The sequence below is a fragment of the uncultured Roseibium sp. genome (assembly GCF_947494555.1).
Classification (GTDB): domain Bacteria; phylum Pseudomonadota; class Alphaproteobacteria; order Rhizobiales; family Stappiaceae; genus Roseibium.
The window spans coordinates 706,707-719,857 of the sequence record NZ_CANLVF010000001.1 but is presented as its reverse complement, the minus strand read 5'-3'; the positions used below and the strand labels follow the sequence as shown (position 1 = coordinate 719,857).

9 protein-coding genes are annotated in these 13,151 nt (G+C 58.3%); 4 read left to right on the top strand and 5 right to left on the bottom strand.

Translation table 11 applies throughout. The features are described from left to right. Positions 1-19: 19 nt before the first annotated feature. The gene (locus Q0915_RS03200; RefSeq protein ID WP_299473174.1) at positions 20-1,183 is read right to left on the bottom strand and encodes a TRAP transporter substrate-binding protein; all 1,164 of its coding nucleotides are present in this window, start codon (positions 1,181-1,183) and stop codon (positions 20-22) included. A gap of 177 nt (positions 1,184-1,360) precedes the next feature. Here Q0915_RS03200 and Q0915_RS03195 point away from each other — a divergent pair, with 177 nt between their 5' ends. After that, the gene (locus Q0915_RS03195) at positions 1,361-2,959 is read left to right on the top strand and encodes a choline dehydrogenase (protein WP_299473173.1); all 1,599 of its coding nucleotides are present in this window, start codon (positions 1,361-1,363) and stop codon (positions 2,957-2,959) included. 5 nt (positions 2,960-2,964) lie between these two features. On the opposite strand, the gene Q0915_RS03190 is transcribed toward Q0915_RS03195, so the two are convergent. From Q0915_RS03190 to Q0915_RS03180, 3 genes are read right to left on the bottom strand one after another with little or no spacing between them, the layout of a single operon-like run. Next, positions 2,965-4,578: a 5-guanidino-2-oxopentanoate decarboxylase gene (locus tag Q0915_RS03190; protein ID WP_299473172.1), complete on the bottom strand. Its 1,614-nt coding sequence runs from the start codon at positions 4,576-4,578 to the stop codon at positions 2,965-2,967. Then, entirely contained in the window at positions 4,566-5,765 is a 1,200-nt protein-coding gene (locus Q0915_RS03185; protein WP_299473171.1) for a pyridoxal phosphate-dependent aminotransferase, read from the bottom strand. The genes Q0915_RS03190 and Q0915_RS03185 overlap by 13 nt, the downstream gene beginning before the upstream one ends. Positions 5,766-5,776: 11 nt before the next feature. Then, a complete protein-coding gene (locus Q0915_RS03180) occupies positions 5,777-6,418 on the bottom strand; it encodes a TetR family transcriptional regulator C-terminal domain-containing protein (protein ID WP_299473170.1) in 642 nt (213 codons plus the stop codon). A gap of 282 nt (positions 6,419-6,700) precedes the next feature. Here Q0915_RS03180 and Q0915_RS03175 point away from each other — a divergent pair, with 282 nt between their 5' ends. The 3 genes from Q0915_RS03175 (at position 6,701) to Q0915_RS03165 (ending at position 12,196) form a co-directional block, all read left to right on the top strand. Then, positions 6,701-7,864: a M20 aminoacylase family protein gene (locus Q0915_RS03175; RefSeq protein ID WP_299474668.1), complete on the top strand. Its 1,164-nt coding sequence runs from the start codon at positions 6,701-6,703 to the stop codon at positions 7,862-7,864. Positions 7,865-8,506: 642 nt separating this feature from the next. Further along, positions 8,507-8,989 carry a toxin-activating lysine-acyltransferase gene (locus Q0915_RS03170; RefSeq protein ID WP_299473169.1) on the top strand — a complete coding sequence of 161 codons (483 nt, stop codon included), beginning with the start codon at positions 8,507-8,509 and terminating at the stop codon, positions 8,987-8,989. A 51-nt stretch (positions 8,990-9,040) separates the two neighbouring features. Continuing rightward, entirely contained in the window at positions 9,041-12,196 is a 3,156-nt protein-coding gene (locus Q0915_RS03165) for a calcium-binding protein (protein ID WP_299473168.1), read from the top strand. A gap of 70 nt (positions 12,197-12,266) precedes the next feature. Here the strand turns inward: Q0915_RS03165 and Q0915_RS03160 are convergent, their stop codons facing one another. After that, positions 12,267-13,148, bottom strand: a complete 882-nt coding sequence (locus Q0915_RS03160) for a bile acid:sodium symporter (protein WP_299473166.1) — start codon at positions 13,146-13,148, stop codon at positions 12,267-12,269. Between the last annotated feature and the right edge of the window lie 3 nt (positions 13,149-13,151).

Below are 13,151 nucleotides of genomic sequence, written 5' to 3'. Positions count from 1 at the left end.
CATTGAGCTTATAGTGCGATCAGCCTTTCCACCAACGGCGAGGCTCAACGTTTTCCGGCTTCATGTCCGCAGGAACCCGGCGAGCGATGTCGTAGATTTCCTGGTAGGTGTCGATGCCACCGGCCCAGCCGTTCAAGCGGTCACGCCATTCCTGCCACAGCTGCGGCTGGAATTCGGGCGAGCACATTTCCTCGGCCAACTTGATTTCGCTCTCAGGCAGGAAGGCCGGGCGAACGTTGTTTTCAACAAAGATCGTGTCCGGAAGCTGCGGGTCGGAGAAACCAACGGTCTTGACCAGAGCCGCTTCGTTGGCAGCCTGCACGTGCGCCTGCGCCCAGTACGCGGACTCCATAACCGCATCCTGGAGAGCGCCATCAAGGCTGTCGAAAACGCTTGCCGACATGGAAGTATGCTCCGTGCCGCAGAAGAACTTCAGGTCAACCGACTGGCTGACAACCGGAGACATGTTTGCGTACGCAACCGCACTCGCCCAGGTTTCCGCGCCATCGATAAGACCCTGTTTCAGGCCATCGAGTGTCTCTTCCCAGGCAACTGGAACCGGATTGAGGTTCAGGGCCTTCATGGCAATCCGGCCAAGCTGCGTGCCCGTGACACGGTTCTTGGTGCCAAAGAGCTGCTCGAGTTTGGTTACTGTCGGGCGATCTTCCCAGCCGAGGCCCAGCTGAATGCCGCGCAGTTCACAGTGACTGAAGAGGAACTTCAGGCCGTGCCGCTTTTCGAGCGGATCACGCAGGATGCGTTGGGATTCAGGGCTGTACAGGAAATAGTACTGCGACGCGCGGCCCGGGAACATGAACGCATAGTCGAGAACGTTCAGGTAGGGTGCACCACCGGCAGAGTTCTGCGTGGATGCCGCATAGATATCGATGATTCCCTGCTGAGTCTTTTCAACGCAGGACAGCTGACCGCAGATCTGGTTGTCACCGATAAACTCGATCCGGATTTCACCGTCGGTGCGTGCTTCCAGATCACGCGCGAATTCCAGAGCGCCCGCCCGTTCGATCAGAAGGTTTCTGGCATTGAAACCGGATGCACCGAACTTGAGTGTGTGCTTGGCTTCTTTCGAAAACCGCCGGTCGTAGGTTGATTCTGCTGCCGAGGCCAGGTTGGCCAGGCTCATCGCACCACCGAACGTACCTGCCGCCAGAAGTGTCGAACTCATTCCGTAAGTCCCTGCAACGCGGAACAAATCGCGCCGAGAAATCTTACTCAGTTTATTCACCAGACTCATTGCTTCCTCCCTTTTCGCAATTTTTGAGACGTTTTGTTTCAAAAAATGCTAGTTTATTTTATGCTTTTTGCATAGGGTTTTTTCAAAGAAATAAAACGGAGAACAAAAATGGAGGCAGATTTCGTTGTGATCGGAGCCGGTTCGGCAGGTTGCGTCATCGCCAATCGCCTGAGTGAAAACCCCTCCAACAAGGTCATCCTGTTAGAAGCCGGTGGGCGGGATCTGAACCCCTGGATCCACATTCCGGTCGGCTATTTTAAAACCATGCATAACCCTTCTGTCGACTGGTGTTACAAGACGGAACCCGATCCGGGCCTTAACGGAAGGTCCATCGACTGGCCGCGCGGCAAGGTCCTGGGGGGATCATCCTCCCTGAACGGGCTGCTTTATGTCAGGGGCCAGAAGGAAGACTATGACCGTTGGCGCCAAATGGGAAACGAAGGCTGGGGCTGGGACGATGTCCTGCCGCTCTTCAAACGCTCTGAAGACCAGGAGCGTGGTGAGGACGACTTCCATGGAACAGGCGGGCCGCTTGCCGTATCGAACATGCGCATCCAGCGGCCCATTTGCGATGCATGGGTGGCCGCTGCTCAAACGGCGGGGTATCCGTTTAACCCCGATTACAACGGTGCGACGCAGGAAGGCGTCGGCTATTTCCAGCTGACCACAAGAAACGGCCGCAGATGCAGCTCTGCCGTTGCCTTTCTGAAGCCAGCGAAAAGCCGGGAAAACCTTCAGATCATCACTCATGCCCTGGTGAGCCGGATAAATCTCGACGGTAAAAAAGTCACCGGGATCACCTACCGTGACAGGTCCGGCGCCGAGAAGACGCTCACTGTCAGGCGCGAAGTGATTCTGTCCGGCGGCGCAATCAACTCGCCGCAGGTGCTGATGCTCTCAGGGATCGGAGATCCGGCTCAGCTGAAGGAAAACGGCATAGAGCCCGTGCACGCCCTTTCGGGCGTCGGTCAGGGGTTGCAGGATCACCTGCAAGCCAGACTTGTCTATAAGTGCAATGAACCGACCCTGAACGACGAAGTTCGCAGCCTCTTCAATCAGGCGCGCATCGCTTTGAAATACGCTCTTTTCAGAGCAGGCCCCATGACGATGGCTGCGAGCCTTGCGACCGGCTTTCTCAAGACGCGTCCCGAGCTGGAAACGCCCGACATTCAATTTCACGTGCAGCCCTGGTCGGCCGATTCTCCAGGTGAAGGTGTGCACCCGTTTTCGGCTTTCACAATGTCGGTCTGCCAGTTGCGGCCCGAAAGCCGCGGCGAGATTCGTCTCGCCGGGCCCGATCCGAAGCAGTATCCGAAAATCATTCCGCGCTACCTGTCGACCGAGACTGACTGCAAAACTGTGGTGGACGGCGTCAGGATCGCGCGGCAGATCGCCCGGCACGCACCATTGACGTCCAAGATCGCCGAGGAATTCCGCCCGGCCGCCAACCTGGACATGGACGATGACGCGGGAACGCTGGATTGGGCGCGATCCAACAGCGTCTCAATCTATCATCCGACAGGAACCTGCAAGATGGGCTCGAGCGACAACTCGGTGGTCGATTCGCGTCTCAAGGTTCACGGCATCGAAGGACTGCGGGTCGCGGACTGCTCGATCATGCCCGAAATCGTTTCGGGCAATACGAACGCGCCCGCGATCATGATCGGCGAAAAGGCTTCCGACCTGATCCGCGCGAACGCGGCGTAACGGCTCTAGACCGTTGCACCGCGCGTGCGCGTCTCGTGGATTTCGATCAGGCTCGGCCCAGTCTCGGCAGCAAACGCCTGCAGGGCGCCGGCCAGTTCAGCGGTATCGGACAGAAACACGGATGGCAGTCCATATGCCTCCGCGACCTTGCTGAAATCAGGAGCGGAAGGCGTCACGCCTTCCGGTTCGATGCCGCATTCGATCATGTATGTCCCGATCTCGCCGTAACCGTCATTATTCCAAACGAGAAAAATCACATTCGCCCCGCAATCCCTTGCCGATCCGATTTCGGCGAGGGAAAACTGAAGTCCACCATCCCCGACAAGGCAGACAACGGGCGTATCCGGTTCTCCGAGGCTGGCTCCAATGGCCGCAGGCGGACCGTAGCCTAGGGCACCAAACCCTGTCGCTGCGTTGAACCAGCCTTTTGGCCTGCCTGCTTCGAAATAGAGGTTCCCCGAATAGATCGCCTGGGTGGAATCGCCAACGATAATGCACCCGGGCAAGGCGTCCCGAACTGTTTCCAAAAGGCCGATTTCCAACCTCATCTTTGGGCTCAGACCATTGAATGCAGTCTTCCGGCACCTTTCTGCCCGCGTCGCACCCATCCGGTCTGCCTTTAGGCCATCAAGCTTCGGCACAAGGTCGAGCAGCAGCTGGTCCACGCTTGAAAGGATCGTGAGGGTTGCAGACGGCCCTCGCGCCAGTTGATCCGGATCGATATCGACCCGCACCAGATTCTTGATTTCGGGAAATCCGCCGTCTGAATACATATCGTAGTCGGTCGGCCCCATCTGTGTTCCAAGTGCCAGGACAAAGTCCGACTGAGCCAGCAGGCCCCTCACGGCTGCAAGGCTTGGGCTCGCCGGGACGGAAAGCGGGTGGCCGGCAAACATGCCACGGGCGTTGACAGTGGTAACAACAGGCGCATCCAGGCGATCCGCGAGAACCCTGATATCGTCCGCAGAAGCGATCGCCCCGCCACCGCACAAAATCGCGGGCCGATTTGCCTGGCGACATTTGTCGGCAAGCTCAGCAATGTCGTGCGCAGAAGCCCGCGGCTTGCTGAATTGCGCGGTCTTGAGGGGTGGCACGGGAATTTCTTTCGCCATCACATCGGTCGGGATCTCGATGTGGACCGGGCCCGGACGGCGTGATTGCAGTATCGCAAACGCACGATCCATGACGGCTGGAAGATCCGTAGGTTCATGCAAGGTGTGGGTCATCAGCGTCACGGGTGCCATGACCGCCCGCTGATCCGGCAATTCGTGCAGCCATCCCCTGCCATGTCCGAGGCTGGCGCGTGCATTGACGCCGGAGATGACCAGCATCGGAACGGAGTCCTGGTAAGCCTGGGCCATGGCGGTAATGGCATTGGTGAGGCCTGGTCCGGTGATCAGCAGCGCGACGCCCGGCTTTCCCGTGATACGCGCATAACCGTCCGCCATGAACCCCGCCCCTTGTTCATGGCGCGGTGTGATGTGCTGTATCTCTGATGAGGCAAGCCCGCGATAGAGTTCGACGGTATGAACACCCGGAATTCCAAAGACAGTGTCGACTTCATTGGCCTCCAGAATATCGATCAGGACCTCTCCGACCGTTTTGGTTACGACGCCCATTTCCGGTCCCCCGCAAACTTGCCCAGACCATCTGAAAATGCCGCGATCCGGTCCACAGCGTCTGCAAGCACATCATCCGCGACCGTGAGCGACAGTCGGACGAACTCCGTCGCCTGTTCCCCAAAAGACGACCCGGGCATCACCGCGACCTTCTTTTCCTCAAGCAACCGGGTGGCGAAAGTTTCACCGTCCAGTCCCGTGGCGCTGACATCAATCAGCAAAAACATCCCTGCTTCCGGCATCATGGGCCGTAGGGCGTCGTGTACGGCCAGGCGGTCGATGATAAGATCTGCGCGTCGCTTGTAGTTCTCGCGCATTCGATCGGCCGTATCGAATTCCTCCGACAGGGCCTTTGCGGTCATATCGGCAATAAAGGGCTGTCCCCCGAACAACATCGTTTCGGAGACGGCGAGAAGGCGCGAGCAGAATTCTTCCGGCCCGACAGCCCATCCGGAGCGAAACCCCGGAGCTGCATGGGATTTGGAGATCGAGGAGACGACAATCGTCCGCTCGGCAAGCTCAGGCAGATCGAAGGGCGAGGCGAAGTCATGCTCGAAAATCAGCTGTTCGTAAACTTCGTCGCAGACGATCCATAGGTCATGACGAACGCACACGTCGCCGATTGCTGCAACTTCGTCGCGGGTCAGTGTCGCACCGGTCGGATTGTGCGGCGTATTCAAGAGAAGAACACGGCACTCCGGTGAAACCATGGCTTCCAGATCCTCGGCCTTGAGGTGAAATCCGTGCTCGGGACGCAATGGCACGGGCACCATGGACGCGCCTGTCGCGGCTATGACCCCTTCATAGGTGGCATAGAGCGGATCGCAGACGAGAACGGCATCATCGTCTTCCACAAGACCGAGCATGACAGCAAAGAGCGCTGTCTGTGTGCCGGGAAAACAAAGGATGTTCTCTTCGGTGATGCCAGGCTGCCTTTCACGGTATTTGTGAGCAAGAGCAGCAAGAACACGCGGCTCGCCACGACCGTTGGAGTAGCGGGTGCGTCCGTCGCGCATGGCGCGATTGGCTTCGTCGAGCAACGCCCCATCAGGCTGTATGTCCGGTTCGCCGATGGTAAGTTCGATAACAGGAATGCCTTTTGCCGTCATCTCGCGCGCCTTCAAATGAAGGGCCCATTTTCCCGAACCCAGGTGGGCCAGACGGTTGGTTATCGACGCATATCGCATAGTCGGTTCTCTCAACTAGGTTCTTCATTGCCGGTCAGCCTGATCCCGCCCAAAAGAGCTTCGACCGACCGGATCGCAATTCCGGAAAGAGGTGTTTTTGAAAAAAGGTCTCCGACGAGCGTGCCTTCAAGCCATAGGCCGTCGATCATGCCGTTGATCGCGATTGCAAATTCCCGGCACTCGGATGGGTCCGGATCTTGCCCGGCTTCGGCAAGCACGTCAGCAACAAGCCTCTCCAGAGCCGTTCTGAACGCAAGATACCCGTCCCGGTGGATCTCAGCGAAAACAGGATCGACACGCACATGGCTGATGAACGCCGCCCACAGCGACAGGGTTCTCCCGTCGACGACAGGAGGCGTCAGGTTGGCAATTATGAATGCGCGTAACCGCGTACGGGCATCCTTCAGGCTTTCATCGACCACTGCCGCATCGCGCGTCATGCCGGCCATGACTTCTTTGTAGGCAGCCTGCAGCATCTGGTCCTTGCTTGAAAAATAGTGGCGTATCAGTCCCTGCGTCACACCGGCTCTGGCTGCTATCTCGCGCACGGTCGCGCCCTGAAGACCACGCTCGAAGATACAGTCGAGTGTTGCCGCGATGAGATCGTGGCGGCGCTCGGCTTCTCCGGCCCGATGAAACGGCCTGCGGCTCATTGAGAGTCGCCCCTTCTTGCGTGATCAGTATTCCTGGAAGGCAAACACGTGCGTGACGTCGCCCACCCTGCCTCTATCGACTTGCCATTGGCATTAAATTCGCCTGTTACGCCCGCTTGGAAGTCCGCGAGGACGCACGCCAGATCATCGTTATTATACGCTTGAATAATTACGGAGCAAGTGCAAAACTCAATCGAGTCGGCAGACCTTGCCCCCGGCGAGGCCAGCCCGGCGGCACTGGTGCGCTTGCCAAGGGCAGCGTCAAAACCAAACTGGGCAAACATGACTGTTGTGACCACCAACTTGCTTCCCGACCTCGTTGCACTCAGGCATCACCTGCATTCGATCCCCGAAATCGGACTGTCGGAAATCAAGACCTCGGATGTCATTGCGAACGAATTGACATCGCTTGGCTACGAAGTCACCCGTGGCCTGGCAAAGACCGGTATCGTGGCCAGCTTGACCAGCGGCAACGGCACAAAAAGCATTGGGATCAGAGCCGATTTCGATGCATTGCCGATTTCAGAGCAGACCGGCGCGGACTACGCGAGCACACATCCCGGCGTGATGCATGCCTGCGGACATGACGGCCACACCACGATCCTTCTGGGGGCCGCCCGCATGCTGGCCGAACGGCGAAATTTCGACGGCACCGTTCATCTGATCTTCCAACCGGCTGAAGAGAATTTCGGCGGCGCAAAACTCATGATGGAGGACGGGCTCTTCACCCGGTTCCCCTGTGATGCTGTCTTCGGACTGCACAACGAACCTTCCCTGCCCTTCGGCAGCTTTGTTTTCAGGGAGGGGCAGATGATGGCGGCTGCGGACGAGTGCAAGATAACCGTTGTCGGCCGGGGCGGACATGGCGCTGAACCGCATTTGGCCGCGGACCCGATCGTCTGCGGCGCAAGCATTATCATGGCACTGCAGACCATCGTTTCCCGCAACACACATGCATCGCAGCCCGCGGTGATAACCGTTGGCACGTTCAATGGCGGCGATGCCAGCAACGTTATTCCCGAGCGCGCCGAGATGTGCCTGACCGTGCGCGCGCTCGACCCGCAAACCCGCGACGATCTGGAAGAACGCGTCAGAACTATCGCCGAGGGCCAGGCCGCAAGTTATGGCATGCGTGTCGAGATAGACTACGAACGCTTCTATCCGCCATTGGTCAATCCGAAAGCCGAAACCACCTATGTCCGCGCCTTTGCACAACGGTTTGCCGGCACCGACAAAGTCCACGACATGCTTCACCCGATCATGGGGAGCGAGGACTTTTCGTATTTCCTGGAAGAGAGGCCTGGCTGCTACTTCCTGATGGGAACGGCCAGGACCGAAAACGATCCGCCGTTGCATCACCCGAAATATGATTTCAACGATGACGCGCTGCCAATCGGTGCAACTTTCTGGACGGAGCTTGTCGAGGACTTTCTCGCGCGTCCTTAAGCGACATTGGGGTTTTCTTGCAGTCCGCTGTTGCGCGGAAGGATTTCCCACTTCAAAGGGATTCAGTCACCTTATGCGCAACGCTATCGGCCAGCGCCCCTGCCTCAAGCAAAAGAACATAATATTTCATCAAAAACTATTTTGATTTAGTTCACTTTCATAAATATAATTGAATTAGTGATGAATATCACGAAGTAAATTTGATAAATTTTCGTGATTTGTGATGACAATCACATAATAACTTCGAAAATAATTCTTTTGTGATTTCAATCACGCTCTAATTTAACCAGAATAAATCTTTAGTGACGCGCGTCACTACAATTGATACAAAAATGCCCCAAGGTCAACTTGTCGCGAGGGAATGGTGCCAGGACGCATCATCAAGCGACGGGGGCTTAAAATACACTTACCGGATGCGATCATTCGGCACCTCCCCCTCATAAAACCAGACCAGCCGCACAGACGGCATTGTGAGTGACGTGGCGGCGTTCATGCCGCAGCAGTTTTGCGTGTGACTTGAGAGTGATGCGGGCTTCACCGCACTGCATCGCGAACATCGGCCGGCAGATCGTAATGATCCGCCGGAAGGGAGACGTGCGGCCTTTTGGTTAAAGGTTCGCGGCCAAGAGAGGGACATTGAAAATGAATCAGACAACGCATACCGGAACAGAATCCCTGCCGGACTTTACGGTGCTTGGCGAAAGTCTTGCACTCATGGCTCAGTGCGACCTTTACAGATCGCGGAGCATTGACGAGTTCGGCGAACTGGTTCTTCCCCCAATGCGCATCGGTCAGTTCCGAATCTGGCGCCGGCAAGGCGTCGCGGTCGCCCTGGCGACTTGGGCCTATCTCGATGCGGACACGGAAAAGGCAGTTCTGGAAGAAGACGCGCCTCTGCCACCCGATTGCTGGGCAACCGGAAACCGGCCCGTGGTCATGGATATGGTCGCACCCTTCGGAGACGGCTTTGCCGCATCAAGAGATCTGGTGCGCACGGTTTTTCCCGGCATCGCCTTCAAAGCCGTGCGCCGTGCGGCCGATGGCCGTCCCCGCCGGATCGTCCAGTTCGCCGGCTTGACCGCTGACGGACAGAAGGTTGCTCCCTCCTCCCGGATCGCCGCGTGATTATCAAAAAATAATTCGTTTTAACAATAGCTTGGACAAGGAATTAGACCCATGGGTAGTTCAAAAAAATCAATCCACCAGACCTATAAGCTTTATGGCATCAGCGTTTACAAAAACGCTGGCAGCGGCAACGACAAGATGTATGGCTATGCCGCGAAAAACCACCTTCTCGGCGGCTCCGGCAATGACACGGTCTATGGCTACGGCGGCTGGAACAAACTCGACGGCGGCTCGGGCAACGACCTCATCAAGGCATGGGGCGCTTCCAACTATCTCTATGGCGGCTCGGGCCACGACAGGATGTACGGCTACGGAGCTTACAATTCCATGTCCGGCGGCTCGGGCAACGATTCCATGTACGGTTACGGTGCGAAGAACAAGATGTGGGGCGGCAGCGGCCACGACTACATGAAGGGTACCGGCGCTTACAACTACATGAGCGGCGGCGACCACAACGACCGCATTTACGGCCATGGCGCTCGCAACGAAATGTATGGCGGCAACCACGACGACAAGCTTTACGGCTACGGCGCATCCAACAAGATGGACGGCGGTGCGCACAACGACAAGCTTTACGGCTACGGCGCGCATAACGACATGTATGGCGGCAGCGGCAACGACTACCTGGAAGGCTGGGGTGCGGTCAACAACATGCGCGGCGGCAGCGGCAACGACGTCATCAAGGGGCGCGGCGCACTCAACAACATCTACGGCGAAAGCGGCAATGACACGATCGAGGCCATCGGCGGCGTCAACAATGTGCATGGCGGCACCGGCGACGACAACATCAAGGGCATCGGCGGCACCAACGTCCTCAGGGGCAATGAAGGCAACGACACGATCACCGCCGTTGGCGGCGTCAACACGGTCTTCGGCGATGCGGGTGACGACACGATGATCAGCGCCGGCGGTGTCAATGTCATGTTCGGCGGGACCGGCAACGACAAGATGATTGCCAGCGCGCTTCTGGCGACCAGCCAGAGCGGCGAAGCGGGTGATGACACGATGGTCGCTGTCAGCAATGCCAACCTTCAGTGGGGCGGCGACGGCAATGACACCATGGTCGGCATCGGCAACCTCAACATCCAGTCTGGCGGTAATGGCGACGACCTTCTGCTGGCCGCCGGTCAGACCAACGTCCAGCTCGGCCAGGACGGCAAGGACAAGATGTTCGCCGTCGGCAGCCTGAACGTTCAGGTCGGCGGTGACGGTGAAGATCTGGCTGTCGCTGTCGGCAGCACCAACGTGCAGTATGGTGGCAACGATGCCGACATCCTCGTTGCCGGTGGCGGCGCCAACATCCAGATCGGTGGAACAGGCAACGACTGGCTGATCGGCGCCGGTAAGGGCAACGTCCAGTTCGGTGCGGAGCTCTGGTCAACCATCCCGGATGGTGTCGACCTCGCCGGGTTCGATCTCGACGCGGCCAAGGACAAGCTGGCCGACTACGCCAATTCGACGGGCTCAGACGGCACCAATGTCATGCTGGCAGGCGGTGAGCTCAACATCCAGCTCGGCGGCGCAGAGACAGACATTGCCATCGGTGCCGGCAAGGGCAATATCCAGGCTGGCGGTGGCGGCACCGACGTTCTTCTGGGCGGCGGCAAGGGCAACCTGCAGTCCGGCGGCGACGGCACCGACCTGATGATCGGTCTCGGCCGGGTCAACGTCCAGGAAGGCGGCGGTGACACCGATGTCATGATCGCGATGGAACGCGGCAAGGATGCCGGTGTCCAGCTTCAGTTCGGCGGCGATGCGACCGACTTCATGATCACCCGTGGCGGTGACGGCGAAGCCGACCCCTTCAAGGCCTTTATAGATCACTTCAAGGAAAAGGCTGCCGAAAAGGCGGACGAAAACAAGGACGAGCAAAACAGCGACACGGAAGCGACCTCGACCACGACCGAAAACACCGGTTCCGATGACACCAAAAAGCAGAGCCTCACGGAGAAAATGAAGGAAAACGCACCTTCGCTGAATCTGCAGTTCGGCGGAGACGGCGGCGACCTCTTCAACACCGGCGGCGATCTCGGCTTCCAGATGGGCGAGCAAGGCAACGATATCTTCCTTGGAGGCGGATCCTTCAACTTCTCCTTCGGCGGCACCGGCGACGACCTGATGATGATGACCGGTGAAAAGACCAACTTCGTCTTCGGTCAGGACGGCGGCGACTGGCTGATCGACACCGGCGCGTTCTCCGACCTGTTCTGGTCGGCCGTGTTCCCGCAGTTGCCGGACTTCGGATCGGGCGACGGTTCCGATGCGTCCTCCCTGCTGCCCTTCGATTTGTCGATCGGCGACACACTGTCAGACATCAACGGCAAGGTGGACAGCGTCAAGGCGTTCCTGGATGACGTCAACCCGCTGGACGACATTGCCGAGGCAGTTGGCGAGGTCGTCGACGAGGCCAAGGAAGCTGTCGAAGGCATTCACGACACGATCGCCTCGCTCTTCGATTATTCCAGCACGCAGTATTTCGGCGGTGACGGCAATGACTTCATCACCGGCGGTGAAGCAGGCGGCGACGCTGTCGGCGGCCTGGGCGACGACACCTACCTCTTCACCTTCGGTTCGACCGGTGAGATGGATGTCGACGAGGCTGGCCTCGACGCGGCGCGCGAACTCGGCGACTTCGTTGGACTTGCCAGCGACAAGCTGGACGCCATCTCCGGCGGCGGCGGCGGCACGGATGTTCTGGAACTGCGCAATGCGGGTGAAATGGATGCCAGTGATCTTCGCTTCTTCGTCGAAGGCGGCAAGGACCTGGTAATCGAGGGCGACGGCGGCAGCGTTCGGATCAAGAACATGCACGAGGAAGCCACCAAGGTGGAAACCCTTCGCATCGTCGGCGAAAACGGCACACAGGACATCGACATCGGTGCTGCCTTCGACGACGGGCTCTTCGTCTTCACTTGGGCCGACCGTTCAGGTCAGACCGGCATCGAGGCTCTCGATAACTTTGAAGAGACCTTCGACGACGCAAATTCAGGTCTGATCGACTTTGACGGATATTTCGGTGCAATGAGCGCTCAAAGCGCAACGGAGCTTGCATTCGCCAACGCCTTTGACGGCTGGATGGATACCATCGTTGATGCCGGCTCCAGCCTGCCTCTGGTCGGCGGTGCCATCGGCACGGCAGGTGATCTGGCCGAAAGCGTCTTCGCCTTCCAGACCCCGGAAGTCCCGGACGAGTTCAGCTTCCTTTGATCTGCGTCCCAACTTAACGAGCATTGCAAGCCACGCTGCCCGCGCAGCGTGGCCTTGTTTTTCCCTCTTTTCAAAGCAAGCTGTCGGCCATCTTCTGTTCCGCGGCTGTGTTTGCACGCCGGAAGATCAGCGTCACCAGTGTCGATGTGATCACGATGAAGAGGGAGTAAAGCGCAGCGACTGCCATGATCGACTGCTGCTGTTCGCCGGGAAATGTGAGCACGATGATGGCAACGCCCAGTGGTGCGTTCTGGATCCCGGTTTCCAGAGCCACGGTCCGCGCATTGCGCGGATGCAGCTTGAGAGCGCGCGCAAACAGATACCCGATCGCAATTCCGAAAACGCCAAGCATGATCGCGACGAAATAGGTCGATGGCGCAGTCGTCATCAGGAACTGCCAGTTGCGCGGGATCCAGGAAATCGCGATGAACGCAATAAAGACCAGCGCCAGAATCGACCCGAAGAACTCCGTTACTGCACCCGCATTCGCATTGACCCGCCTGAGGGTCATTCCGATGGCGACGGGCACAAGCAGAATGACCAGTGTCGCAATAATGTTCTCGCGTGGGATCTCCAGATCGAGCGCTGAGGCATAAATAAGCAGCACCAACGGGATCAGCACGACGCCGAAAATGGTCGATGTCACTGTCATCAGAACAGAAAGCGCCAGGTTGCCCTTTGAGAAATAGGTGAAGATGTTCGAGGTCGTCCCCCCCGGCATGCAGGAAACGATCAGCAAACCGACAGCGATCGGCGCCGGCAGCGCAAGGGCAATGGTCATCAGAAAACCGATCAGCGGCATGAAGCCGAATTGCGACACCACGCCGATACCGAGCCCGTAGGGCCGGCGCAACGCGAGCAGGAAGTCCCGGGGCGTCAGCGACGCCCCCATGCCCAGCATGATGACAAAGATCATCGCCGCCAGGAGTGCCTGTTCAAGCGGTCCGACCATGGC